Genomic DNA, 23552 nt, shown 5'->3' on the forward strand with positions numbered 1-23552 from the left:
AGGCATGGGTAAGGGGCGACCACCCTGGGCGGTCGCCCCTTACACCTGTGCGCTTACACCTGTCCTCCCCTTACACCTGTCCGCCCGTCACAGCCGGGCGCGCGTCGCTTCCAGCAGTCGTACGACCGACCCGTCCGCGACGTCCGCCACCTCGACGTAGGGGAACCAGCGCAGGTCCAGGGACTCGTCGCTGATCTCCTGGACCGCGCCCGGCGGAGCGACGACCGCGTACTGGACGTCGAGGTGCCAGTGGCAGGGCGCCGGGATCGGGTGGCGGTCCAGCCGCACCGGGCCGCCCGGGAGCAGCGTCAGCCCGGTGATGCCCGACTCCTCCGTGGCCTCGCGCAGGGCCGCCGACTCCAGCGACACGTCACCCGGCTCACAGTGCCCGCCCATCTGGAGCCACATCCGCAACTTCCGGTGGAGGGTCAGCAGGACCTGCCCGCGGGACGGGTCGATCACCAGCGCGCTCGCCGTGATGTGCCCGTCGCCGCAGGCCTTCCACATGCCGTCCGGGTGCGTCGCCAGATGGTCCAGGTAGATCTGGCGCAGCTCTTCCTGGTCCTCGTAGCCCTTCAGTACGAGGACCGCGTCGTCGAACAGGCTCACTCGGTGTCGTCGTCCTTGTCGGCGTCGGCGTCGGCGTCGGTGTCCTTCTTCTTCAGGTCGGGCTTCTGCGCCGCCTCGCCGAGCATCTTGTCCAGCTCGGAGAAGTCCAGCTGCTCGCGGTGGACGAAGCCGTCCGGGTCGTCCAGGTCGGAAGCGGTCGGCAGCATGTCCGGGTGGGCCCACAGACCGTCCCGGCCGTCGACACCGCGCGCGTCCGTCAGCGAGGCCCACAGCCGGGAGGCGTCCCGCAGCCGGCGCGGACGCAGCTCCAGGCCGATCAGCGTGGCGAAGGTCTGCTCGGCCGGGCCGCCCGAGGCGCGCCGGCGGCGCAGGGTCTCGCGCAGCGCGTCCGCCGACGTCAGGCGGGGCTTCGCGGCCGTGTGGACCACCGCGTCCACCCAGCCCTCCACCAGCGCCAGAGCCGTCTCCAGACGGGCCAGGGCCGCCTTCTGCTCCGGGGTGTCCTCGGGCTGGAACATGCCCTGCTGGAGCGCGTCCTGGAGCTGCTCGGGATTCTGCGGGTCGAACTGGCCGACCACGTCCTCCAGCTTGGCGGTGTCGACCTTGATCCCGCGCGCGTAGCCGTCGACCGCGCCGAACAGATGCGAGCGCAGCCAGGGCACATGCGTGAAGAGGCGCTGGTGGGCGGCCTCGCGCAGGGCGAGATACAGCCGCACCTCGTCCTTGGGCACGCCCAGGTCCTTGCCGAACGCCTCGATGTTCACCGGCAGCAGCGCGGCCTTGCCGGCCGGACCGAGCGGCAGGCCGATGTCGGTCGAGCCGACGACCTCGCCCGCGAGCACACCGACGGCCTGTCCGATCTGGGTGCCGAACATCGCGCCGCCCATCGACCGCATCATGCCGATCAGCGGGCCGGCCATGGCCTGCATCTCCTCCGGCAGCACGTCGCCCATGGCGGTGCCGACGCGCTCGGCGACCGGGTCGACGAGCTCCTTCCACGCGGGCAGGGTCGCCTCGACCCACTCCGCGCGGGACCAGGCCACGGCGGAGCCCGCGCCGGACGGCAGGGACGTCGCGTCGTCGAGCCACAGGTCGGCCAGGCGGACGGCCTCCTGGACGGCGGTGCGCTCGCCGGGGCCGACGCTCGCGTCCTTGGTGCCGTCGGCGGTGCCCTGGGAGACCGTCTGGCGGGCGATCTGCTTGGCCATGTCCCAGTTCACCGGCCCGCCCTCGTACGAGAGCATCTGGCCGAGCTGCTGGAAGGCGGCGCCCAGGTCGTTGGGGTTCAGGGAGCCGAACATGGCGGCGAACGGATTGTCCGCGCCCGGACCACCCGGGCCACCGAAGCCACCGGCTCCGGGCAGCCCGCCGAAACCGAACGGGTTGGCCGGGCCCTGACCACCACCGCTCTGCTGGTCCTTCTTCTTGCCCTCGTCGCCGTCTTCCGGCTCCTCCGGCGGAAGGCCGAATCCGAATGGGGTGTCACTCACGGGATTCCTCGGCTGGTAAGGCCGCCGGTGTCTCTCCGACGGCGCGACTGCCCGATAACACCACCCAGCGTAGACACCGTGGGCGGATCGGGCCTCGGTGCTCCGCCGACTCGCGGCCTGCGGCAGGATGGATGCCACCTGGTACGTACGCGTCACTCGCGCCCGTACTGAAGACAACCGCTGGAGACGCCCGGTGAGTTCCCCCGATCCACAGGTTCGCGCAGCGCGAAACCAGTCAACCCACCCGTCACCCGACCACCACCCCTCGACGACGGCGCTTCGCGCCGGCGCGTCGACGGGCGGGCGCGGGCCCGTCGTCGCCGTGACCGGTGCCGCCGACGGTGTCGGCGCGCTGCTCACCGAGCGGCTCGCCGCCTCGGCGGAGATCAAGCAGGTCATCGCCATCGACGAGCGGCGCGGCGAGTGCGCGGCGGCGCAGTGGCACATCCTGGACGTGCGGGATCCGGCCATCGCGGAGAAGCTGCGGGGCGCCGACGTCGTCGTGCACCTGGCGCTGGACCTCGATCTGGAGACGGACGGCGCCGCCCGTACGGCGTACAACGTGCGCGGCACCCAGACGGTCCTGACCGCCGCGGCCGCCGCCGGTGTGCACCGCGTCGTGCTGTGCACGTCCGCCATGGTCTACGGGGCCCTCGACGACAACGAGCTGCCGCTGTCCGAGGACGCGGAGCTGCGCGCCACCGCGGAGGCGACCGGTGTCGGGGACCTGCTGGAGATCGAGCGGCTCGCGCGGCGCGCCCCCCGGGCGCACCCCGGGCTGAACGTCACCGTGGTGCGGCCCGCGATCCTGGTCGGGGGCACCGACACCGCGCTGACCCGGTACTTCGAGTCGCCGCGGCTGCTCGTCGTGGCCGGTTCGCGGCCCGCCTGGCAGTTCTGCCACGTCGAGGACCTGTGCAGCGCTCTGGAGTACGCCGTCCTGGAGAAGGTCGAGGGCGAGCTGGCCGTCGGCTGCGACGGCTGGCTGGAGCAGGAGGAGGTCGAGGAGCTCAGCGGGATCCGGCGGATGGAGCTGCCGTCGGCCGTGGCGCTGGGAGCGGCGGCCCGGTTGCACCGGATCGGGCTCACGCCGTCCCCGGCCGGGGACCTGGCGTACACGATGTACCCCTGGGTGGTGAGCGGGAGCCGGCTGCACGACGCGGGGTGGCGGCCGCAGTGGACCAACGAGGAGGTGCTCGGGCAGCTGCTGGAGGAGGTCTCCGGGCGCCACACGGTGGCCGGGCGCCGGCTCGGCCGCAAGGACGCGACGGCCGCGGGCGCGGCGGGCGCGACGGTGGCGCTGCTGGGCGCGGCGGCGGTGGTGCGCAGGGCCCGCAAGGCGCGGCGCAGGATCTGAGGCGGGGCCGCGGTCCTGTAGGAGGCTCCAAACGCACACGCGCGTGTGCCGGTCGATGACGCTATTCCGCGTGGTCCGCGGCATGGGGCACGATGGGCCCATGGCAACCACGAACGACCACCCGGGTGAGCGGGCCGCCGACGAGCCGATCAAGCTCCTCGCCATCCGTGAGACCCCGCTCTCCCTGGACGAGGTCTTCCAGGCCGTCGGGGACGACGCGGCCGGGGGGACTGCGCTGTTCGTGGGAACCGTGCGCAACCACGACGGGGGCGCCGACGTCGACACGCTCGGCTACTCGTGCCATCCGAGCGCCGAGGCGGAGATGCGCCGGATCGCCGAGAAGGTCGTCGCCGCGTACCCCGTGCGGGCGCTGGCCGCCGTGCACCGGATCGGGGATCTGGGCGTCGGGGATCTCGCCGTCGTCGTCGCCGTGTCGTGCCCGCACCGCGGTGAGGCCTTCGAGGCCTGCCGGAAGCTGATCGACGATCTCAAGCACGAAGTGCCCATCTGGAAGCACCAGACGTTCTCCGACGGCACCGAGGAGTGGGTCGGCGCCTGCTGAGCCCGGCGCCCCGCCCCGACCGCTGCCGAACCCTTCCTTCACCCCTCTCCGGTTGCGTAACCGCACCCCTGGCGTGAGCGTTGTCCGTGCGGATGGTTAATCTGCTGATCAGTCAGTTGCGGTCGCTCATCGGGGTTGGGAGGTCTGCATGGCGGCGCTCGCCTGGTTGCTGATTCCGCTGTTGGCGGCGATCGGTGCCGGTCTGTGGGGGAGTTGGGCCAACCGGACCCACAGGATCCGCGGCGACGGTCCCGAGCTCGACGGCTACGCCAGGTTCCGCGAGGCCATGGAGAAGCAGCCCTGAAGCCAGGGGGAAGCAGACCTGCGGCCAGGGAAAGCAGCCCCGAGGCCATGCGGAAGCAACCCTAAGGTCGCCCTGACGGGTCGCTGACAGAGGCGTCCCGTACTGTCGTGCCATGCCACGCCGCACCGCGACGATGCTCGCCTCCACCCTGATGCTGATCGCGCTCCTGTGCGCGGGAGTCTTCATCCCCGTGCCGTACGCGGAGATGTCCCCGGGGCCGACGGTGAACACCTTGGGTGAGCACGGCGGCGAGCCGGTGCTCCAGATCTCCGGGCGCAAGACCTACGCGACCAGTGGGCACCTGAACATGACCACCGTCCGGGTCACCAGCGCCGACTACAGGATGAACCTCGTCGAGGCCGTCTACGGCTGGCTCGCGCACGACAACAAGGTCGTGCCGCACGACACGCTCTACCCGGACGGCAAGACCGAGGAGCAGTCCACCCAGGAGAACGCCGAGGAGTTCAGCCAGTCCCAGGAGAGCGCCAAGGTCGCCGCCCTGGAGGCGCTGGACATCCCGGTGAAGTCCTTCGTGATCGTCTCCACGGTCGTCAAGGACTCCCCGGCCGAGGGCGCGCTGCACGCCGGTGACGTCATCAAGGCCGTCGACGGCAAGGCGGTGAAGGAGCCCGCCGACGTCGCCGAGCGGGTCACCGAGCACAAGGCCGGCGAGAAGGTCGTCTTCACCATCGTGCCCGCCAAGGAGCAGGCCGCCGCCGAGAAGGAGCAGCGGACGGCGACCAGGACCGAGGACGTGACGATCACCACCAAGGAGTCCGACGACGACGGCGAGAAGCGGGCCATCGTCGGCATCTCCGCCGGCGTCGACCACACCTTCCCGTTCACCATCGACATCAAGCTCGCCGACGTCGGCGGCCCCAGCGCCGGCTTGATGTTCGCGCTCGGCATCTACGACAAGCTCACCCCGGGCGCCCTGACCGGCGGCGCGTTCGTGGCCGGCACCGGCACCATCGACGACGACGGCAAGGTCGGCCCGATCGGCGGCATCGAGATGAAGACCGTCGGTGCGCGCGGCAAGGGGGCGCAGTACTTCCTGACGCCCGCCGAGAACTGCGCCGCCGCCGCCAAGGACACCCCGAGCGGGCTCACCCTGGTCAAGGTGAAGACCATCGACGACGCCCTCGGCGCCCTCAAGGACATCCGCTCCGGCGACACCGCCGACCTGCCCAGCTGCACGACCAAGGGCTGATACGGCGCCCACGCGCGCGTACATGGACGAGGGCGCCCCCGCAGGCCGGGGACGCCCTCGTCCGGTGTGACGGCGGACGTCAGTCCGCGAACGTGGCCGACAGCGCCTCCGCCAGACCCGGCACCAGGTCGCCGCCCGTGAGGACCTCCGTCGGGGAGTCCTTCTCCCGCAGGCGCAGCGCCGAGTCGCGGGCGCCGTCGCGCAGGACGGCGACCGTCATACGGACCTCCTGGCGGTCGGGGTGCTCGGCGACCCACTGGGCGAGCTTCTTCTCGTTCAGGCCCTCGGGGACCGAGGCCTCGGCGGACGGCGGCAGCATCAGGCGCTCCACCGTCAGCGCGCAGCCGACCACGGCGTCGGGCCAGGCGATCGTGCCGAGGAACTCGTCCAGCGGCCTGCCCGCCGGGATCTCCTCCTGCTCGATCGGGGTGAGAGCGGTGGTCGCCTGCTCGTCCTCCAGGCCGAGCTGGGCCGCGAGCCCGGGTTCCTGGGCGCGCAGCCGGGCGGTGTCTACGAGGGCGAAGAGGCGAGCGGGCTGGTCCCAGCCGAGGCCGGAGACGTACTCGTCGATCTCGAGTACGGCCCGGGTCAGAGGGCTCGCTGCCATGGGAGTGTTGGACATGGTCACAATCCTGCCTCGTTCATGGCCGGAATCGGGAACCGAGTAAAGCGTGAGTAAGTTGCATAGGTGAGGGCCCACGATCACGTGGCCCACGGACGGCCCGCGGGGACGCGGGTCTGACGGACCAACAGCGACTTTCGAGGTGCGCACCTTGGCTTTCCAGATGCCGGACCGCGGCGGAGGCCCGACGGGGCCACGGATCAGAGTGGGCCGCCCGTCCCGGCGTGTCCGGACCCTGCTCATGACACTGGGCGTCCTTGCCGTGCTCGGCATGGCGTTCACCATGTTCGCCGGGTTCTGGACGGACTGGCTCTGGTACCGGTCGGTCAACTACTCGTCCGTGTTCACGACCACCCTGTGGACGAAGATCGGGCTGTTCTTCGTCTTCGGTCTGCTGATGGCCCTCGCGGTCGGCGTCAACATCTGGCTGGCCCACCGGCTGCGCCCGCCGCTGAGCGCCATGTCGATGGAGCAGCAGAACCTCGACCGCTACCGCATGGGCATCGCGCCCTACAAGAAGTGGCTGCTGCTGGGGATCACCTCCCTGGTCGGGCTGATCGCCGGGGCCTCGGCCTCCAGCCAGTGGCGGACCTGGCTGATGTGGGTCAACGGCGTGTCGTTCGGTGAGAAGGACCCGCAGTTCAAGCTCGACATCTCCTTCTTCACCTTCGACCTGCCCTGGTACCGGTTCCTGCTCGGCTTCGGCTTCGCCGCCGCGATCCTCTCCCTGATCGCCGCCGCGCTGACCCACTACCTGTACGGCGGCCTCAGGATCACCAGCCCGGGCGCGCGCGCCACCGCCGCCGCCACCGGCCATCTGTCGGTGCTGATGGGCGTCTTCGTCGCCCTGAAGGCGGTGGCCTACTGGCTCGACCGGTACGGCCTCGCGGTCAAGTCCAGCGACTTCAAGGCCACCGACAACTGGACCGGCCTGAGGTACGTCGACGCGAACGCCTATCTGCCCGCCAAGACGATCCTGTTCTGCATCGCCGTCATCTGCGCGCTGCTGTTCTTCGCCACCCTGTGGCGGCGCACCTGGCAGCTGCCCGTCATCGGCTTCGGCCTGATGGTGCTGTCGGCGATCCTCATCGGCGGTCTCTACCCGGCGATCGTGCAGAAGTTCCAGGTCCAGCCGAACGAGCAGGCCAAGGAGGCGCCCTACGTCTCCAAGAACCTCAAGGCCACGCGCGAGGCGTACGGCATCGACGACGCCCAGGTCACCGAGTACGGGGGCACGTCGACCGCCACGGACAAGACCAGGCTGCGCGACGACGTCGACAACACGGCCAGCATCCGTGTGCTGGACCCCAACATCGTCTCGCCGACGTTCCAGCAGCTCCAGCAGATGCGTAACTACTACGCGTTCCCGACCAACCTGGACGTCGACCGGTACAGCAAGGACGGCAAGGACCAGGACACGGTCATCGGTCTGCGCGAGCTGAACCTGGCCGGCATCCCGAAGAACAACTGGATCAACGACCACTTCCGCTACACCCACGGCTACGGTGTGGTCGCCGCCAAGGGCACCACCGCCGACTCCGAGGGCCGCCCGGTCTTCACCGAGTCCGACCTGCCCTCGCAGGGCGACCTCGGGACGTACCAGCAGCGCGTGTACTACGGCGAGAAGACCACCGAGTACTCGATCGTCGGCGGTCCCCAGAAGGAGATCGACTACTCCGACGACAACGGCGAGAAAACCTTCAGCTACACGGGCAAGAGCGGGGTCAACCTCTCCAACCCGATCAACCGGGCCGCGTACGCGGTGGCGTTCAGCGAGCCGCAGATCCTCTACTCCGGCGCGATCGGCGAGGGTTCGCGGATCCTGTACAACCGCACGCCCAAGGAGCGCGTCGAGGCGGTCGCCCCGTGGCTGACCATCGACGGCGACGCCTACCCGGCGGTCGTGGACGGCAAGATCCAGTGGATCGTCGACGCGTACACGACGACGAACGGCTACCCGTACTCGTCCCGTACGACCCTCGGTGACACCACGGCCGACTCGCTGACCGCGACGAACAACTCGCGCGCGGTGGTGGCCCAGCAGAACCAGGTCAACTACATCCGCAACTCTGTGAAGGCGACCGTCGACGCGTACAGCGGTCAGGTCAAGCTCTACCAGTGGGACACCCAGGACCCGGTCCTGAAGACCTGGATGAAGGCGTTCCCGGGCACGGTGAAGGCGAAGACCGAGATCTCCAGCGCCCTCATGGCCCATCTGCGGTACCCGCAGGACCTGTTCAAGGTCCAGCGCGAGCTGCTCAGCCGCTACCACGTGAAGGACGCGACGACGTTCCTCAGCGGCTCCGAGGTCTGGCAGGTGCCGGACGACCCGACCAACACCTCGGGCGAACCGGTGCCGCCGTACTACCTGAGCATGAAGATGCCCGACCAGAAGACACAGGCGTTCTCGCTCACGACGACGTTCACGCCCAACGGCCGGGACAACCTCAGTGCGTTCATGTCGGTCGACGCCGAGGCGGGCACCGGTGACTACGGCAAGATCAGAATCCTGAAACTGCCGACGAACACCACCGTCAACGGGCCCAAACAGGTGCAGAGCCAGTTCAACTCCGAACAGGACATCGCCGAGACCATCAGCCTCCTCAACAGAGGCGACTCCAAGGTGGAGTACGGCAACCTGCTGACGGTGCCGCTCGACGGAGGACTGCTGTACGTGGAGCCGGTCTACGTACGCGGTGGTGGACTGAAGTACCCGCTGCTGCGGAAGGTGTTGGTGACCTACGGAGGCAACACCGCCTTCGAGGACACCCTCGACGAGGCCCTCAGCAAGGTGTTCGGGGCGAAGGGCGAGACCCCGAAGCCACCGGAGGACGACGGCGGGGACACCACCACTCCGCCACCGCCGTCCGACAACCCCACGGTCCAGGAGGCGTTGGACGACGCCCAGAAGGCCTTCGACGCCGGCCAGGAAGCCCTGAAGAAGGGCGACTGGGAGGCGTACGGCAAGGCGCAGAAGGACCTGGAGGACGCGCTGCGGCGGGCCGAGGACGCGCAGGCCACGGGGGACAAGACCGGCAGCACCCCCAAGCCGGGCAGCACTCCCAAGCCCAGCGGCAGCCCGAAACCCAGCGGAAGTCCGAGCCCGAGCGGCAGTCCCAGCGGCTGATCGAATACTCCGTCCCGCGCCGTGGTACGGTTGCAACACAACGGCGCGGGGTGGAGCAGCTCGGTAGCTCGCTGGGCTCATAACCCAGAGGTCGCAGGTTCAAATCCTGTCCCCGCTACTGAAAACGAAGGCCCGGATCCTGATCAAGGATCCGGGCCTTCGTGATGTGCGAACGCATGTGCCGGAAGGGGTGAGTGCCGCGCCGCCGTGGGGAGTTGGGGGGAACTGTGTTTGACTTGTCTCTCTGTGGGCATGTCGACAAAACGCTGAAGTGACCTCACTGGCTGCGGTATACCAGGTGTACCCAGGTTGCAGGTGGTGCGACGATGGACGTTATGGGGGACAAGGCAACTCTGTTCGAGACAGGGCGATTTGTGCAGCCCTCCGGGCCGGGCGAGACCGAGGCCACGGAGGTCGCCGACGACGCCGTCGAGGAGTTGCGCCGACGGCTCGCCGCGGAGGCCGGTGACGTCGAGGCCATGAGCGTCCTCGGGGCCATGCTGCTGCGCCGCGGTGATCTCGACGGAGCCGAGCCCCAGTTGCGTGCCGCCACCGCCGCCGGTGACCGGGCCGCCGCCAACAACCTCGGCGTCCTGCTGCACCAGCGCGGATATGCCGACGAGGCCGCCGGATGGTGGCGGATCGCCGCCGTCGCCGGGTCCGCCGCGGCCGCGCACGCCCTCGGGCGCCACCACCGGGAGAAGGGCGACGAGCCCGCCGCCGAGTACTGGCTGCGCCAGTCCGCCGAGCAGGGCCACGCCCTCGGCGCGTACGCGCTCGCCGATCTGCTGGAGCACCGCGGCGACGCCACGGCCCGCCAGTGGATGCGGGCCGCGGCCGAGCGCGGGCACCGCGAGGCGGCGTACCGGCTCGCGCGCGCCCTCGACCGCGAGGCGCCCGCCGAGGGGGACGCCGGGGCTGACAACGGTGTCTGCGCGGAGGCCGAGCAGTGGTACCGCCAGGCGGCCGCGCGCGGACACCGGCGGGCCGCCCTCCATCTCGGCACGATCCTGGAGAACCGCGGCGAGCTGAAGGAGGCCGGACGCTGGTACCTGACCTCCGCCAAGGACGGCGAGGCACGGGCCGCCTGCGCGCTCGGGTTCCTGCTGCGGGACGCCGGGGACGTCGACAGCGCCGCGGTCTGGTGGCTGCGGGCCGCGCAGGACGGGGACGGCAACGCGGCGAACGCCCTCGGGGCGCTGCACGCCGAGCGCGGCGAGACCCAGACCGCCGAGCGCTGGTACCGGGCCGCGATGGACGCCGGTGACGTCAACGGCGCTTACAACCTCGGGCTGCTCTGCGCCGAGCAGGGCCGGACCGCGCAGGCCGAGCAGTGGTACCGCCGGGCCGCGTACGCCGGGCACCGCGAGGCCGCGAACGCGCTGGCGATCCTGCTGCTCCAGGTCGGGGACACCACCGGCGCCGAGCCGTGGTTCTCCAAGGCCGCCGAGGCCGGAAGCGTGGACGCGGCCTTCAACCTCGGGATCCTCTTCGCCGGACGGGGCGAGCACGCCGTGGCGCTGCGTTGGTACGAGCGGGCCGCCGCCGCCGGGCACACCGAGGCGGCGCTCCAGGTGGGCATCGCGCTGCTGCGGGACGGGGACGAGGCGACGGCCGAGCGGCATCTGCGGTGCGCGGCGGGGGGCGGCAACGCGGAGGCCGCGTACCGGCTGGCCACCGTGCTGGACGCGCGACGCCCCCCGGCGCCCGCGCACGAGCTCGGGGAACCGGTGCACTCCGCCAAGTCCGAGTGCGAGGAGTGGTACGAGCGAGCGGCGTCCCAGGGGCACCGCCGGGCGCAGGTCCGGGTGGGCATGCTCGCCGCGGCGCGGGGTGACGTCGTGGAGGCGGCCCGCTGGTACCGGGAGGCCGCGGAGGCCGGGTCCCGCAACGGGGCCTTCAACCTGGGCCTGCTGCTCGCGCGGGAGGGCAGCGAGCCCGAGGCGGCCGTGTGGTGGACCCGTGCCGCCGACGCGGGGCACGGGCGGGCGGCACTGCGGTTGGCCCTGGTCTACGCGCGTCGTGGCGAGCTGGTGGAGGGCCAGCGCTGGGCCGACCGGGCGGTGACGCTGGGACCCAGAGAGGTGTCCGAGCGCGCGGCCCGGCTGCGGGACGCGCTGCGGCAGGAGCTGTCGGCGTGACCGCGCCGGCCAGGGCGAACAAAGCGATTTGCTTCCGTCCGCACCGTTGACGTAGTGTTCATTTCATCGACGCGGGGTGGAGCAGCTCGGTAGCTCGCTGGGCTCATAACCCAGAGGTCGCAGGTTCAAATCCTGTCCCCGCTACTGAAGGCCGAGGGCCGGAATCCGAAAGGGTTCCGGCCCTCGGTGCGTTTCCGGACCCCTGCTCGGGGGTGCGTCCGGTGTCGGCGGCAGCTTGCGGGGGACGTCCAGGCGCTTCCCTTCGATCCGGGACGTCCGCGGACAGCACGAAGCCCCGGCACCTGGGGGTGCCGGGGCTTCGGAAGCGGGGTTACGCGGCCGCGCAGTTCGGGCAGATGCCGCGGTACGTCACCTCGACGCCGGAGACCGTGAAGCCGAACCGCTCCGAGTCGGGCAGGTCGGTCAGCGGGTCGCCGCTCGGGTGGACGTCGCGGATCGCGCCGCACTGGGCGCACACCAGGTGGTGGTGCGGCCGGTGCGCGTTCGGGTCGTACCGCTTGGCGCGCTTGTCGGTGGCGACCTCGAGGACCTCGCCGAGGGACACCAGCTCGCCCAGCGTGTTGTAGACGGTCGCCCGGGAGATCTCGGGCAGCTTGGCGACGGCCCGCGCGTGGACCTCGTCGGCCGTCAGGTGGACGTGATCGCCGTCGAGGACCTCGGCCACGACACGGCGCTGCGCGGTCATCCGCCATCCGCGGCCGCGCAGTCGATCCAGAAGGTCACTCATAGGGGTCACCTTAACAGCAGGGGACCAAGGCCCCGAAGAGGTGTGATTTTAGATCTTTGCCGAAATTGGACATAGTCCATTGTAGGATCGCCCGCGCTCGGCGCCAAGTGGGCGGGTGTCCCGAGGCGCGTACGCGGACGGCCGGGCCCCCTCTGGCGAGGTGGCCCGGCCGTCCGTGTGGTCACGCGGGGGCGGGTACGTGCTGCCGTGCCGGTGCCCAGCAGCGGATGATGTCGCGGACCGAGACGATGCCGACCGGCTCGTCGTGGTCCAGGACGATGAGGTGCCGGAAGCCGCCGTGGGCCATGGCCCGGGCCGCCTCCTCCAGGGTCCAGGACGGCGTCGCGAAGACGACGTCGGTGGGGGTGTGGTCGTGGACGCGTTCCGTGTCCGGGTTCTGGCCCAGGCCCACGGCGTTGAGGACGTCCCGTTCGGTCAGGATGCCGACCCCGCCGGCATCGGGGTCGAGGATCACGGCGGCGCCGACGCGGCGCGCGGACATCAGGGCCGCGGCCTGGCGGAGGGTGTGGGTGGGGCCGATGGTGAGGACCACTGTGCTCATGGCGTCACGGACGAGCATGGGTGCGGAGTCACCTCCAGAGGAACCGCCCCGATAGTTCAGCGGTTCACAAGTTCACAAACGAGGGTGCTCTCAGAGTCGCAGGCAAAGCGTGGGTCAACAAGAGGGCGCGTGCGGCCGATTGAGGGCGCACGCGCTCGTCCGTGCCGATCAGTGACGCTGGTTGAGATAACCCAGCAGCTCGTCGTGGAGCGGGCCGTTGGAGGCGGCCGCGTTGCCGCTGTGCGGACCGGGGCGGCCGTCCAGGCCGGTGAAGGTGCCGCCGGCCTCCGTGACGACGATCGCGTTGGCGGCCATGTCCCAGAGGGACAGCTCGGGTTCGGCGCACATGTCGACGGAACCCTCCGCGACCATCATGTAGGGCCAGAAGTCGCCGTACGCGCGCGTGCGCCACACCTCGCGGGTCAGGTCCAGGAAGCCGTTCAGCCGGCCCTGCTCCTCCCAGCCGCTCAGCGAGGAGTACGCGAAGGAGGCGTCCGACAGCTTCGAGACCTGGGAGACGCGCAGACGCGAGGCCGAGGAGAGGCTGCGGCCGGTGTAGGCGCCGTGGCCCTTCGCGGCCCACCAGCGGCGGCCCAGGGCGGGCGCGGAGACGACGCCGACGACGGGCTGGTAGCCGCCCTCGGCCGCCTCCATCAGGGCGATCAGGGTGGCCCAGACGGGCACCCCGCGGACGTAGTTCTTGGTGCCGTCGATCGGGTCGATCACCCAGCGGCGGGGGCCGGTGCCCTCGACGCCGAACTCCTCGCCGAGGATCGCGTCCCGCGGGCGGGCGCGCTGGAGGTGGGTGCGGATCAGGTCCTCGGCGGCCTTGTCCGCCTCGCTCACCGGGGTCATGTCCGGTTTCGTCTCGACCTTGAGGTCCAGCGCCTTGAAACGGTCCATGGTCGCCGCGTCCGCCGCGTCCGCGAGGACGTGGGCGAAGCGGAGGTCGTCGAGGTAGTCCGGCATGGGACGAACGCTATCCGCCGTCGCCGCCGCGGGGCTACACGGGACCACGGTGTGGACGGCGGTGCGGGTGGCGGTACGGGTGGCGGTGTGGGCGGGCCCGCCGCGGACGGCGGTGTGGGCGGTTCCGTCGCGGACGGCGTGCGGTGGATCAAGGGCGCCCCTCCATGCCCTCGCGAACCCTTGACAGTGCCCGTACGCGCGTCAAATCTGGGGCGCAGAGCCGCTCGCCCCTAGGAGGCGATGATGCCCGCAGCGAGGGAGTCCCTGCTGGACGCCGCGTACACGGCGCTGGCGCGTCGGCCGTGGTCCGCGGTGCGGATGGTGGACGTCGCCGCGGCGGCCGGGGTCTCACGGCAGACCCTGTACAACGAGTTCGGGAGCAAGGAAGGTCTGGCCCGGGCCCTTGTCAGAAGGGAGGCCGACGGCTACCTCGCCGGCGTGGAGCGCGCGCTCACCACCCACAGCGACGCACGGGAGCGGCTGACCGCGACCGCCGAGTGGACCGCCGCCACCGCCCGGGACAACGCGCTGGTGCGGGCCATGCTCACCGGCTGCTGGAGCGAGCGCCTGCCCGCCCCGACCCTGTCCGCGGTCCCGTCCTCCTCCGCGGTGCCGGCCCAGCGCCGCGCGGACGGCCCGCTGCCCTCGCCCGGCGACTTCGTGGCGCTGGTGCGCGACCGCGCCGTGGCCGTGCTCGCCGGACCCGGCGCGCACAAGACGGACCTCACCGACCTCGCCCGCTCCTGCGAGCTGACCATCCGGATCGCGCTGTCCTGCGTGGCGGCCCCACCCGGCGAGGGCGGGGTGTCCGAGCTGGTCCGCAGCGCGCTGCACCGACAGCCGGTGTGAGAGCCCCGCGGGTCGATCCAGCTAGTGCGCCGAGCCCGACAGCTGGAGGCCGATCACGCCCACGATGACCAGGCTGATCGAGACGATCTTGAGGGTCGAGACCAGGTCGCCGAGGAAGATCATGCCGTAGATCGCGGTGCCCGCCGCGCCGATGCCGGTCCACACCGCGTAGGCCGGGCCGACGTCGAGCTTCTTCAGCGACAGCGTCAGCAGGCCGAAGCTGCCGAGGGCGAAGACGCAGAAGGCGACCGTCGGCCAGAGCCGGGTGAACCCGTGCGAGAGCTTCAGACACACGGCGAATCCGGTCTCCAACAACCCGGCCACCACCACCAGCAGCCACGCCATGTGCTGTCCTCCCGTATGTCCGGCTCGGTGCGAGTATGCCTTTACCTGACCTGTACGCAGACAAACAACGCGGAGGTCAGTCGCCTTCCTTGCGCTCCCTCGTCGCCAACAGCCTGCGCAGCGAGTAGAGCCGGGCCGGGTCCGCGTGTCCGTCGGCCACCCATCGGTCCAGCGCGCAGTCCGGCTCGTCATGACTGCACGCACGGGGACAGCCCTCGGTTCCCGGTTCCAGGTCCGGGAACGCGTGGATCACACGGGACGGATCGACGTGGTGCAGTCCGAACGACCGCAGGCCCGGGGTGTCGATGACCCAGCCGCCCTCGCCCGCCAGGGGCAGGGCGAGCGCCGAGGTCGTGGTGTGCCGACCGCGTCCGGTGACCGCGTTCACATGGCCCGTCAGCCGACGCCTGTCCTCGGGCACGAGTGCGTTGACCAGGGTCGTCTTGCCCACGCCGGAGTGGCCGACGAACGCCGTGATCTTGCCGTCGAGCTGCTCGCGGACCCGGTCCGTCGCGTCGCCGTTCTCCAGCTCCTCACGGCTGGTGACGACGAAGGGGATGTCGAGGTCGCCGTAGAGCTCCAGGAGCTTGTCCGGCGGGGCCAGGTCCGACTTGGTCATCACCAGCAGGGGCTCCAGGCCGCCGTCGTACGCCGCGACCAGGCAGCGGTCGATCAGGCGGGGGCGGGGCTCGGGGTCGGCGAGGGCGGTGACGATGGCGAGCTGGTCGGCGTTGGCGACCACCACGCGCTCGAACGGGTCGTCGTCGTCCGCCGTGCGACGCAGGACGGAGGTGCGCTCCTCGATGCGGACGATCCGCGCGAGGGTGTCCTTCTGGCCGGTCAGGTCCCCGACCAGGGCCACCCGGTCGCCGACGATCGCGGCCTTGCGGCCCAGCTCGCGGGCCTTCATGGCCATCACGATCCGGTCGTCGACGAGCACGGTAAGCCGTCCCCGGTCGACGGTGAGGACCATGCCCCAGGCCGCGTCCTCGTGCTTGGGGCGGATGTTGGTCCGCGGTCGGTTGCCCTTGCGGTTGGGGCGGGAGCGGATGTCGTCCTCGTCGGTGTGCTTGCTGTAGCGGCGCATGATCTCTCGGCTCCTACGCCCCGAGCATCCCGGTCCACAGCTCGGGGAAGTCCGGCAGTGTCTTCGCCGTCGTCGCCACGTTCTCGATCCGCACGCCCTGGACCGCCAGGCCGATGATCGCGCCGGCGGTCGCCATGCGGTGGTCCTCGTAGGTGTGGAAGGTCCCGCCGTGCAGGGGGCGCGGGCGGATGTGCAGGCCGTCGGCCGTCTCGGTCACGTCGCCGCCGAGTTCGTTGATCTCCTTGGTGAGCGCGGCCAGCCGGTCCGTCTCGTGCAACCGCAGATGGGACACGCCGCGCAGGGTCGAGGGGGAGTCCGCGAGCGCCGCCACCGCCGCGATGCCCGGGGTCAGCTCGCCGACCTCGCTCAGGTCGGCGTCGATGCCGTGGATGGAACCCGAGCCGGTGAACACCAGTCCGTACTCGGTGAGTTCGCAGGAACCGCCCATCTCGGTGAAGATCTCCCGCAGCCGGTCGCCGGGCTGGGTGGTGCGGCTCGGCCAGTCCGGGATCACGACCTTGCCGCCGGTGACCAGGGCCGCCGCGAGGAAGGGCTGGGCGTTGGAGAGGTCCGGCTCGATCGTCAGGTCCCGGCCGAGCAGCGCGCCCGGAGTCACCCGCCAGACGTCGGGCTCGCCGCCCGACTCCGGGGTGTCGACCTGGGCGCCGACCGCGCGCAGCATGTCGACCGTCATGCGGATGTGCGGCAGGGAGGGCAGCGAGGAGCCGATGTGGCGGACCTCGACCCCCTGGTTGAACCGCGGTCCGCTCAGCAGCAGCGCGCTCACGAACTGCGACGACGAGGACGCGTCGATCTCCACCGGGCCGCCGTCCAGCGCGCCCCCGCCGTGCACCGTCAGCGGCAGCGCACCCCGGCCGTCGTCGTCGATCCGGGCGCCGAGGACGCGCAGGGCGTCGATCACCCCGTTCAGGGGGCGCTCGTAGGACCGGGGGTCGCCGTCGAAGCGGATGGGGCCGTCGGCGAGGGCGGCCACGGGGGGCAGGAAGCGCATGACCGTGCCGGCGTTGCCGACGTGGACCGTGGCCGGGCCGCGCAGACCGGCCGGGAGCACCCGCCAGGACTCGCCGGTGCCGTCGGGACCGACGCCCTCCTCGATGCCCACGCCCATCTCACGGAGCGCGGCCGCCATGAGCAGGGTGTCGCGGGAGCGGAGGGGGCGACGGAGCCAGCCCGGTTCCGAGGCGAGGGCCGCGAGGACCAGGGCGCGGTTGGTGACGGACTTCGACCCCGGGACGTGGACCGTCGCGTCGACGGCTCCGCTCGCGTGGGGTGCGGGCCAGAGGGCGGTTTCTGAGGGGTTCAAAGCCATGCGTCCACTCTAGTGGGGGGCCGTGTTCCGGGTGCGCCGCCGTTGTGGCTGGTCGCGCCCCGCGGAACCGCCGATCGCCGCGGCCCGGCACCCCTGTGACGCGGCTCCTCGGGGCCCCTCACACCTCCAGCAACCACCGGCCGCCGCCTATCAGCGAGCACAACGACACCGCGTGGAACAGGAACAGCCACAGGCCCGCCGGCACATGCGTCAGCCGCGACAACTGGTCCGCGTCCGAGTCACCCGCCCCGCCCCGCACCCGCTTCGCCTGCAACTCGAAAGCGGGACGCACGCCACCCGCGAGCAGGAACCACACCGCCGCGTACGCGAACGCCGCCTGCACCTGGGGGCCCGCGAGCCACGACACCACCACGAACGTGCCGCCGGTGACGACCACCGTCAGGGCGCCGTACGCGTTGCGGATCATCACCAGCATCGCCAGCAGCAGGGCCGTCGCCACCCACAGCAGCAGGGTGATGCGGCCGGTGGCCAGCAGGGCCGCGCCGCCCAGGCCCAGCAGCGGGGGAGCGGTGTACCCGGCCGCGGCCGTGAGGATCATGCCGAGGCCGTGCGGCTTGCCCCGGCTGACCGTGAGCCCGCTGGTGTCGGAGTGCAGCCGGATGCCGGTGAGCTGACGCCCGGTGAGCAGCGCGACCAGACCGTGGCCGCCCTCGTGGGCGATGGTGATGGCGTTGCGCGAGACGCGCCACAGGGTGGGCGGTACGACGATGGCGAGCGCCGCGCCCAGGGTGGCCAGGACCACCCACAGGTCGGGGTCGGGCTGGGTGCCGATCAGCTCGTCCCAGAGAGAGGTCGCTGTGCTGGTGTCCATGTTCGGCGGGGGCTCCCTCTCGTCGTACGGAGTCTGGCAGTGTGGCACGTATGTGCGGACGGTATGCAGCGAGTCGTGGACCCGAGGATCTCGCAGGAATCTTTGAGATCGAGAAGTGGGAGGGGGAGCCCGAGGAGACCCTGGCCCCCGACTACAACGTGGCCCCGACCAAGGAGGTCTACGCGGTCCTCGACCGTCCCGTGAAGGACGCCGACGATCCCCGGCCGGTTCGGCAGCTCCGCAAACTCAAGTGGGGGCTGGTGCCGAGCTGGTCGAAGACCCCCGAGGGCGCGGCCCGGATGATCAACGCCCGCGCCGAGACCGTCCACGAGAAGCCCTCGTACAAGCGGGCCTTCTCCTCGCGCCGCTGCATCATCCCCGCCGACGGCTACTACGAGTGGGTCACCGCCAAGGCCGAGCGGGAGCTGGAGGTCGAGGGGAAGAAGAAGCGGCCGCGCAAGCAGCCCTACTTCGTGCTGCCCGCCGACGGGTCGGTGTTCGCGATGGCCGGGCTGTACGAGTTCTGGCGGGACAAGACCCTTCCCGACGACCACCCGCAGGCCTGGTGGGTGACCTGCTCGGTCATCACCACCGAGGCCGAGACCGGCCCCCTCGCCGTGGCGCCCGAGGAAGGCCCGCACTCCTTGTCCGAGATCCACCCCCGGATGCCCCTCATGCTCACCCCGGACCGCTGGGACAGCTGGCTCGACCCTTCCCGCACGGACGTCGAGGACCTGCGCTCGCTGCTCGCGCCCCCGCCCGAGGGGCTCATGCGCGCCTACCCGGTCTCCACGGCCGTCAGCAACGTCCGCAACAACGGACCGGAGCTGCTGACCGAGCTGGAGGGGCCTGAGGAGGGCACACTCTTCTGATGTGACCCACGTGACGACCGAGATCATCGGTACGGATGCCGGCGACGCCCGCATCACCTGGCACCCCGCGCAGAAGGCACGCCTCGTGCTCGCCGTGAGCCATGGCGCCGGCGGCGGCATCGAGGCGCGGGACCTTCAGGCTCTCGCGGGGACTCTCCCGGACCACGGTGTCACCGTCGCCCTCGTCGAGCAGCCCTGGCGGGTGGCCGGGAAGAAGGTGGCACCCGCGCCGAAGACGCTGGACGTGGGGTGGCGGGGGATCTGGCCCGCCGTGGCCGCTCCAGGGCTGCCCGTGATCTCCGGCGGGCGCAGCGCCGGCGCGCGCGTGGCCTGCCGCACCGCCGTCGAGCTGGGGGCCGCCGGAGTCCTCGCGCTCAGCTTCCCGCTGCACCCGCCGGGCAGACCCGAGAAGTCCCGCGCCGGGGAACTGCTCGGCGCCGGGGTGCCCACGCTCGTCGTCCAGGGCGGCAACGACCCCTTCGGGAAGCCGGAGGAGTTCCCGGCCGGTGATCATGAACTGGTCGAGGTGCCGTACGGCGACCATGGGTTCGCCGTGCCGAAGAAGGCGGGGATCTCGCCGGAACAGGTCGTGACGGTCATCACGGACGCGGTCGTGAAGTGGACCGGGTCACTCGGGTGAAGCCCCGGGAATGCCGAGCTGCGGCGCTCTGTTGTGGCGGACAGAAGTGCTGAGGAACCAGCACCGACCGTCGTAGAGAGGAAGTCCGCCGCATGGGTTCGACCTTCTGCCCGTCCGTCACCCGCCACCATCCCGTGGCCGGGCTGCGCCCGGCAGAGTCTGATTCGAGCCGCAGCAGCCGCGCTGACCTGGACTGGACGGTGCTGCACGCGGCCAAGACCGCCCCTATTCGGGCGGCGGGCGGACCGGATCGTGTTCTATCCTCCGATTCTGGTGGGATCGGTTTCGGTCCCGCCCGCAATCTTGAGGAGGTGGGTCCGGTTCCCGGTACCGACGCAGGGACCGAACACGGCCAGGCGGAGCAGCCCGAGGGCCAGGGCACGAGCACGGAGAGCACCGCGGAGCGCAGCGCGCGCTTCGAGCGGGACGCGCTCGAATTCCTCGACCAGATGTACTCGGCCGCGCTGCGCATGACGCGCAACCCGGCCGACGCCGAGGACCTGGTGCAGGAGACCTACGCCAAGGCGTACGCGTCCTTCCACCAGTTCCGCGAGGGCACCAACCTGAAGGCCTGGCTGTACCGGATCCTCACCAACACGTTCATCAACTCGTACCGCAAGAAGCAGCGTGAACCCCAGCGCTCCGCGGCCGAGGAGATCGAGGACTGGCAGCTGGCGCGCGCCGAGTCGCACATGTCGACCGGTCTGCGCTCCGCCGAGTCGCAGGCGCTGGACCACCTGCCCGACTCGGACGTGAAGGAAGCCCTCCAGGCGATCCCCGAGGAGTTCCGCATCGCGGTCTACCTCGCCGACGTAGAAGGCTTTGCGTACAAGGAGATCGCCGACATCATGGGGACACCCATCGGTACGGTGATGTCCCGGCTGCACCGGGGCCGTCGCCAACTGCGCGGCATGCTCGAGGACTACGCCCGTGAGCGCGGGCTCGTCCCGGCCGGCGCCGGAGAGTCGGACGAAGTGAAAGGTTCGGGCTCATGAGCTGCGGAGACCCGCACGAGACGGACTGCAGTGAGGTACTCGACCATCTCTACGAGTTCCTCGACAGCGAGATGCCGGACGTCGACCGCGACAAGTTCAAGCAGCACTTCACGGAGTGCTCGCCGTGCCTGGAGAAGTACGGCCTGGAAGAGGCCGTGAAGAAGCTGGTCAAGCGGTGCTGCGGACAGGACGACGTACCGACCGACCTGCGCGCCAAGGTCCTCGGGCGGCTCGACCTGATCCGCTCCGGGCAGGCCGTGCCCGAGCACGACGTCACGGCCGCCCCGCAGGACTCCTGAACGCACGGTCGTCACTCGAACGTGCTAATCCGCGGGTAATCGCCCCGCAGGACCCGCCGACGCCCCCCTAGGCTCCGAGCTGAGTCGGCTCAGGAGATCCAAAGGGGCGTCATGGAGGGGTTGACGGCACGGGCACGTGTGTACGTGGTCTGTGTCGTCCTCGCTGCCCTGTACTGCGTGCACGCGGTGCCGTCCGTGACCAGCCCCTGGTGGGTGGTGGGCCTGCTCGCCGCCCTGTACGCCGTGGGCGAGCGGTTCTCCGGCACCTTCCATCCCGTGCTGCTCGCCGGGGCCTTCCTGCTGCCGCCCCCGGCCGCCGCGCTCGTCGCGGTGCCGGGGGCGCTGCTGTCCCGCGTGGAGCGGCGGCCGCGCGCGCTCCGGCGGATCTGGCGGGCCGCACAGCTCGCCGTCACCGTCTGGGCGGCGTCCCGCGTCCACTGGGGGCTCGGCGGCCGGGACGCCGTCGTGGCCTCCGACTTCCCGTACGCGCTGGTCCCCGCCGGGGCGGCCGTGCTCGTCTTCTGCCTGGTGCTGACCGCGCTGGACGGCGGCATCCTGGCGCTCGCCGAACGGGTGCCGGCCCGGCTGGCGTGGCGGGGCCTGTTCGTACGCTCCCTGGCGCCGATCGCCGTGCACGGACTCGCCGGGCTGATGATGGCCGTGCTGTGGCGCAGCCCCTACGGGCCCGTCGCCGCGCTGCTGGTGCTGCTGCCGATGTGCGTGTCCTGGTGGGCCTTCGCGCAGTACCACCGGGAACAGGCCGCCCATCAGGCCACCATCCGCGCGCTCGTGCAGGCCGTCGACATCAAGGACGAGTACACCCGCGGGCACAGCGAGCGCGTCGGACAGGCCTCCATGATGATCGCGCGCGAACTCGGCATGGACGAGGGCCGCATCGAGGTGCTCCGGTTCGCCGGGATCCTGCACGACGTCGGCAAGCTCGGCGTGCCGACCCGGCTGCTGCGCAAGGACGGCCCCCTGACACCCGAGGAGCGGCGCGTCATCGAGCTGCACCCCGAGTACGGGCACGAGATGGTGCGAGGCATCTCCTTCCTCGGCGAGGCGCGGGCCGCCGTGCTGCACCACCACGAGCGGCTGGACGGCAGCGGGTACCCGTACGGGCTGGTGGGCAGTCAGATCCCGGAATCCGCACGGGTGGTGGCGGTCGCCGACGCCTTCGACGCCATGACCTCGACCCGCTCCTACCGGCGGGCCAGGCCCGTCCCCACCGCCCTGGAGGAGCTTCAGCGGTGCGCGGGCACGCAGTTCGACCCGCGGATGGTGACCGCCCTCGTCCGGGCGCTCGGCAGGCACGGCTGGCACCCCGTCGTGACCGCGGACGAGGAGACCCTGCCCCGCCCCCGGCCCGAGGCCCCCAGCCGGCCGGGGGCCCGCCGATGAGATGGCCCCGCCTCCTGGTGCACGGCTCGGCCGGTCTCCTCGCCCTGCTCTCGCTCGCCGTCACCCTCTGGACCGGCCTGGAGGAGCGCGGGGCCGCCCTCGCCTTCGGGCTGCTGATCACGGTCGGTGAGCTGGCCCGCTGGACCGGCGCCCGGGTGCGGGAGGCCGCTCCCATCGGGGCCGCCGGGGCACTGGCCTACGCGCTGCTCGGCGCCGACGCCGGACGGCCCACGTCCCACGGCGCCCTCCAGGTCGTCGCCGTGGTCCTCGCCGCCTCGCTCCTCGGCAGCGTGCCCCACATCGCGCGCGGACAGGGGCCCATGGTCGACCACCTCGCGCGGCGCGTGCTCAGCACCGCCTTCGCCGCCGTCTGCTTCCAGCCCCTCTACAACCGGGGCGTCTTCGACACGTGGGGCGGACCGGCGTACGCGCTGACGCTGCTGGCGCTCCTCGCCCTGACCGCCCTCTGCGACGCCGTGCTCGCCGCCGCGCTCGCCCACTCCCGCACCCGCTGGCCGTTCGCCCCGCTGCTCCGCCACGAGCTGCGGGCCCTGCTCGGCATCGGGTCCGCCGTCTGCGCTACCGGAGCGGTGATGGCCCTCGCGGTCGCCGTCGTCGGGCTGTGGGCGCTGCCCGTCTTCTCGCTGCCGCTGCTCCTCACCCAGCTGGCCTTCCGGCGGTACGCCGCCGTGCGGGCCACCTACCGGCAGACCATCGCCTCGCTCGCCCGGGCCACCGAGATCGCCGGGTACACCCCCGCCGGGCACGCCCGCCGGGTCGCCGAGCTCAGCAAGGCCGTCGGACGGGACCTGGGGCTGTCCGGACCCGACCTCACCGTCCTGGAGTACGCCGCCCTGATGCACGACATCGGGCAGCTCAGCCTGGTCGACCCGGTGCCCCGCGGGGCCACCGCGGACCTGCCCGCCGAGGAACAGCGGCGGATCGCGCTGCTCGGCGGGGCCGTCGTCCGGCAGACGGGGGTGGCCGGGGCGGTCGCCGTGGTCGTGGAGCGGCAGGCCGACCCCTACCGGCGGCAGCCGGTCGCCGCGCGGATCGTGCGGACGGTGAACGCCTACGAGGAGAAGGCGCGGGACGCCGGGCCCGGCGGCCCCCTGACCGCCCTGGAGGAGCTGCGGCTCGCCACCGCGGGGGAGCACGCGCCCGAGGTCGTCGAGGCCCTGGCACGGGTCCTGGCACGAGACTGTCTGACCCTCCCCTCGGCTGGGTAACCCATGGGTAA

The 23552-nt window shown here is 71.5% G+C and carries 23 protein-coding genes and 2 tRNA genes; 15 read left to right on the top strand and 10 right to left on the bottom strand.

Features of this window, described 5'->3' with window-relative positions:
* Positions 1-87: 87 nt before the first annotated feature.
* Entirely contained in the window at positions 88-609 is a 522-nt protein-coding gene (locus ACH41F_RS26490) for an NUDIX hydrolase (RefSeq protein ID WP_398837799.1), read from the bottom strand.
* The gene (locus tag ACH41F_RS26495) at positions 606-2060 is read right to left on the bottom strand and encodes a zinc-dependent metalloprotease (RefSeq protein ID WP_391232958.1); all 1455 of its coding nucleotides are present in this window, start codon (positions 2058-2060) and stop codon (positions 606-608) included. The genes ACH41F_RS26490 and ACH41F_RS26495 overlap by 4 nt, the downstream gene beginning before the upstream one ends.
* Positions 2061-2253: 193 nt before the next feature.
* On the opposite strand from ACH41F_RS26495, the gene ACH41F_RS26500 reads away from it, so the two are divergent.
* The 4 genes from ACH41F_RS26500 (at position 2254) to ACH41F_RS26515 (ending at position 5493) form a co-directional block, all read left to right on the top strand.
* A complete protein-coding gene (locus ACH41F_RS26500; RefSeq protein WP_391232957.1) occupies positions 2254-3417 on the top strand; it encodes an NAD-dependent epimerase/dehydratase family protein in 1164 nt (387 codons plus the stop codon).
* Positions 3418-3517: 100 nt separating this feature from the next.
* A complete protein-coding gene (locus tag ACH41F_RS26505) occupies positions 3518-3979 on the top strand; it encodes a molybdenum cofactor biosynthesis protein MoaE (RefSeq protein WP_398837801.1) in 462 nt (153 codons plus the stop codon).
* Between the two features lie 148 nt (positions 3980-4127).
* Positions 4128-4283, top strand: a complete 156-nt coding sequence (locus ACH41F_RS26510; RefSeq protein ID WP_391232955.1) for a hypothetical protein — start codon at positions 4128-4130, stop codon at positions 4281-4283.
* Between the two features lie 112 nt (positions 4284-4395).
* On the top strand, positions 4396-5493 hold the full coding sequence (locus ACH41F_RS26515) for a PDZ domain-containing protein (RefSeq protein ID WP_391232953.1): 1098 nt from the start codon (positions 4396-4398) through the stop codon (positions 5491-5493).
* 79 nt (positions 5494-5572) lie between these two features.
* Here ACH41F_RS26515 and ACH41F_RS26520 read toward each other — a convergent pair whose 3' ends face one another.
* Entirely contained in the window at positions 5573-6115 is a 543-nt protein-coding gene (locus ACH41F_RS26520) for a PPA1309 family protein (RefSeq protein ID WP_391232952.1), read from the bottom strand.
* Between the two features lie 163 nt (positions 6116-6278).
* On the opposite strand from ACH41F_RS26520, the gene ACH41F_RS26525 reads away from it, so the two are divergent.
* From ACH41F_RS26525 to ACH41F_RS26540, 4 genes are all read left to right on the top strand, one after another.
* On the top strand, positions 6279-9242 hold the full coding sequence (locus ACH41F_RS26525; protein WP_391233026.1) for a UPF0182 family protein: 2964 nt from the start codon (positions 6279-6281) through the stop codon (positions 9240-9242).
* A 44-nt stretch (positions 9243-9286) separates the two neighbouring features.
* Positions 9287-9360, top strand: a tRNA-Met gene (locus ACH41F_RS26530).
* A gap of 208 nt (positions 9361-9568) precedes the next feature.
* Entirely contained in the window at positions 9569-11383 is a 1815-nt protein-coding gene (locus ACH41F_RS26535) for a tetratricopeptide repeat protein (RefSeq protein WP_391232951.1), read from the top strand.
* A gap of 70 nt (positions 11384-11453) precedes the next feature.
* Positions 11454-11527, top strand: a tRNA-Met gene (locus tag ACH41F_RS26540).
* Between the two features lie 187 nt (positions 11528-11714).
* Here the strand turns inward: ACH41F_RS26540 and ACH41F_RS26545 are convergent.
* The 3 genes from ACH41F_RS26545 to hisN form a co-directional block, all read right to left on the bottom strand.
* A complete protein-coding gene (locus ACH41F_RS26545) occupies positions 11715-12131 on the bottom strand; it encodes a transcriptional repressor (protein WP_391232949.1) in 417 nt (138 codons plus the stop codon).
* Between the two features lie 181 nt (positions 12132-12312).
* On the bottom strand, positions 12313-12711 hold the full coding sequence (locus ACH41F_RS26550; protein WP_391232947.1) for a CBS domain-containing protein: 399 nt from the start codon (positions 12709-12711) through the stop codon (positions 12313-12315).
* A 150-nt stretch (positions 12712-12861) separates the two neighbouring features.
* Positions 12862-13662 (bottom strand): histidinol-phosphatase, encoded by an 801-nt coding sequence (hisN, locus tag ACH41F_RS26555; RefSeq protein WP_398837804.1) that lies wholly within the window; start codon positions 13660-13662, stop codon positions 12862-12864.
* Between the two features lie 240 nt (positions 13663-13902).
* Between hisN and ACH41F_RS26560 the strand changes: the two genes are divergently transcribed.
* Complete coding sequence (locus ACH41F_RS26560) at positions 13903-14511, top strand: TetR family transcriptional regulator (RefSeq protein WP_391232944.1); 609 nt, start codon at positions 13903-13905, stop codon at positions 14509-14511.
* 21 nt (positions 14512-14532) lie between these two features.
* On the opposite strand, the gene ACH41F_RS26565 is transcribed toward ACH41F_RS26560, so the two are convergent.
* The 4 genes from ACH41F_RS26565 to ACH41F_RS26580 form a co-directional block, all read right to left on the bottom strand.
* Positions 14533-14856 (bottom strand): SMR family transporter, encoded by a 324-nt coding sequence (locus ACH41F_RS26565; RefSeq protein WP_391232943.1) that lies wholly within the window; start codon positions 14854-14856, stop codon positions 14533-14535.
* A gap of 76 nt (positions 14857-14932) precedes the next feature.
* The gene (gene rsgA, locus ACH41F_RS26570) at positions 14933-15943 is read right to left on the bottom strand and encodes a ribosome small subunit-dependent GTPase A (protein ID WP_391232942.1); all 1011 of its coding nucleotides are present in this window, start codon (positions 15941-15943) and stop codon (positions 14933-14935) included.
* 13 nt (positions 15944-15956) lie between these two features.
* Complete coding sequence (gene aroA / locus ACH41F_RS26575) at positions 15957-17273, bottom strand: 3-phosphoshikimate 1-carboxyvinyltransferase (protein ID WP_391232941.1); 1317 nt, start codon at positions 17271-17273, stop codon at positions 15957-15959.
* Between the two features lie 118 nt (positions 17274-17391).
* Entirely contained in the window at positions 17392-18105 is a 714-nt protein-coding gene (locus ACH41F_RS26580) for a M50 family metallopeptidase (protein ID WP_391232940.1), read from the bottom strand.
* Between the two features lie 50 nt (positions 18106-18155).
* Here ACH41F_RS26580 and ACH41F_RS26585 point away from each other — a divergent pair, with 50 nt between their 5' ends.
* From ACH41F_RS26585 to ACH41F_RS26610, 6 genes are all read left to right on the top strand, one after another.
* Positions 18156-18977 (top strand): SOS response-associated peptidase family protein, encoded by an 822-nt coding sequence (locus ACH41F_RS26585; protein WP_391232938.1) that lies wholly within the window; start codon positions 18156-18158, stop codon positions 18975-18977.
* A gap of 10 nt (positions 18978-18987) precedes the next feature.
* Complete coding sequence (locus ACH41F_RS26590) at positions 18988-19617, top strand: alpha/beta family hydrolase (protein ID WP_391233024.1); 630 nt, start codon at positions 18988-18990, stop codon at positions 19615-19617.
* A 311-nt stretch (positions 19618-19928) separates the two neighbouring features.
* The gene (gene sigR / locus ACH41F_RS26595) at positions 19929-20612 is read left to right on the top strand and encodes an RNA polymerase sigma factor SigR (protein ID WP_391232937.1); all 684 of its coding nucleotides are present in this window, start codon (positions 19929-19931) and stop codon (positions 20610-20612) included.
* Entirely contained in the window at positions 20609-20911 is a 303-nt protein-coding gene (rsrA, locus tag ACH41F_RS26600; RefSeq protein ID WP_391232936.1) for a mycothiol system anti-sigma-R factor, read from the top strand. Before sigR ends, rsrA begins: the two co-directional genes overlap by 4 nt.
* A 111-nt stretch (positions 20912-21022) precedes the next feature.
* Positions 21023-22312 carry an HD domain-containing phosphohydrolase gene (locus ACH41F_RS26605; protein WP_391232935.1) on the top strand — a complete coding sequence of 430 codons (1290 nt, stop codon included), beginning with the start codon at positions 21023-21025 and terminating at the stop codon, positions 22310-22312.
* Positions 22309-23541, top strand: coding sequence for an HD-GYP domain-containing protein (locus tag ACH41F_RS26610; protein WP_398837808.1), 1233 nt, complete (start codon positions 22309-22311; stop codon positions 23539-23541). The genes ACH41F_RS26605 and ACH41F_RS26610 overlap by 4 nt, the downstream gene beginning before the upstream one ends.
* Positions 23542-23552 lie beyond the last annotated feature (11 nt).

The organism is Streptomyces sp. NPDC020489 (genome assembly GCF_044386545.1).
Taxonomy (GTDB): domain Bacteria; phylum Actinomycetota; class Actinomycetes; order Streptomycetales; family Streptomycetaceae; genus Streptomyces.

Bases quoted from the DNA above. Each gene is read 5' to 3' on its own strand.
- ACH41F_RS26505 (WP_398837801.1), top strand. From the start codon at position 3,518: ATGGCAACCACGAACGACCACCCGGGTGAGCGGGCCGCCGACGAGCCG.
- ACH41F_RS26510 (WP_391232955.1), top strand. From the start codon at position 4,128: ATGGCGGCGCTCGCCTGGTTGCTGATTCCGCTGTTGGCGGCGATCGGT.
- ACH41F_RS26515 (WP_391232953.1), top strand. From the start codon at position 4,396: ATGCCACGCCGCACCGCGACGATGCTCGCCTCCACCCTGATGCTGATC.
- ACH41F_RS26520 (WP_391232952.1), bottom strand. From the start codon at position 6,115: ATGTCCAACACTCCCATGGCAGCGAGCCCTCTGACCCGGGCCGTACTC.
- ACH41F_RS26525 (WP_391233026.1), top strand. From the start codon at position 6,279: ATGCCGGACCGCGGCGGAGGCCCGACGGGGCCACGGATCAGAGTGGGC.
- ACH41F_RS26535 (WP_391232951.1), top strand. From the start codon at position 9,569: ATGGACGTTATGGGGGACAAGGCAACTCTGTTCGAGACAGGGCGATTT.
- ACH41F_RS26545 (WP_391232949.1), bottom strand. From the start codon at position 12,131: ATGAGTGACCTTCTGGATCGACTGCGCGGCCGCGGATGGCGGATGACC.
- ACH41F_RS26550 (WP_391232947.1), bottom strand. From the start codon at position 12,711: ATGCTCGTCCGTGACGCCATGAGCACAGTGGTCCTCACCATCGGCCCC.
- hisN (WP_398837804.1), bottom strand. From the start codon at position 13,662: ATGCCGGACTACCTCGACGACCTCCGCTTCGCCCACGTCCTCGCGGAC.
- ACH41F_RS26560 (WP_391232944.1), top strand. From the start codon at position 13,903: ATGATGCCCGCAGCGAGGGAGTCCCTGCTGGACGCCGCGTACACGGCG.
- ACH41F_RS26565 (WP_391232943.1), bottom strand. From the start codon at position 14,856: ATGGCGTGGCTGCTGGTGGTGGTGGCCGGGTTGTTGGAGACCGGATTC.
- rsgA (WP_391232942.1), bottom strand. From the start codon at position 15,943: ATGCGCCGCTACAGCAAGCACACCGACGAGGACGACATCCGCTCCCGC.
- aroA (WP_391232941.1), bottom strand. From the start codon at position 17,273: ATGGCTTTGAACCCCTCAGAAACCGCCCTCTGGCCCGCACCCCACGCG.
- ACH41F_RS26580 (WP_391232940.1), bottom strand. From the start codon at position 18,105: ATGGACACCAGCACAGCGACCTCTCTCTGGGACGAGCTGATCGGCACC.
- ACH41F_RS26585 (WP_391232938.1), top strand. From the start codon at position 18,156: ATGTGCGGACGGTATGCAGCGAGTCGTGGACCCGAGGATCTCGCAGGA.
- rsrA (WP_391232936.1), top strand. From the start codon at position 20,609: ATGAGCTGCGGAGACCCGCACGAGACGGACTGCAGTGAGGTACTCGAC.
- ACH41F_RS26605 (WP_391232935.1), top strand. From the start codon at position 21,023: ATGGAGGGGTTGACGGCACGGGCACGTGTGTACGTGGTCTGTGTCGTC.
- ACH41F_RS26610 (WP_398837808.1), top strand. From the start codon at position 22,309: ATGAGATGGCCCCGCCTCCTGGTGCACGGCTCGGCCGGTCTCCTCGCC.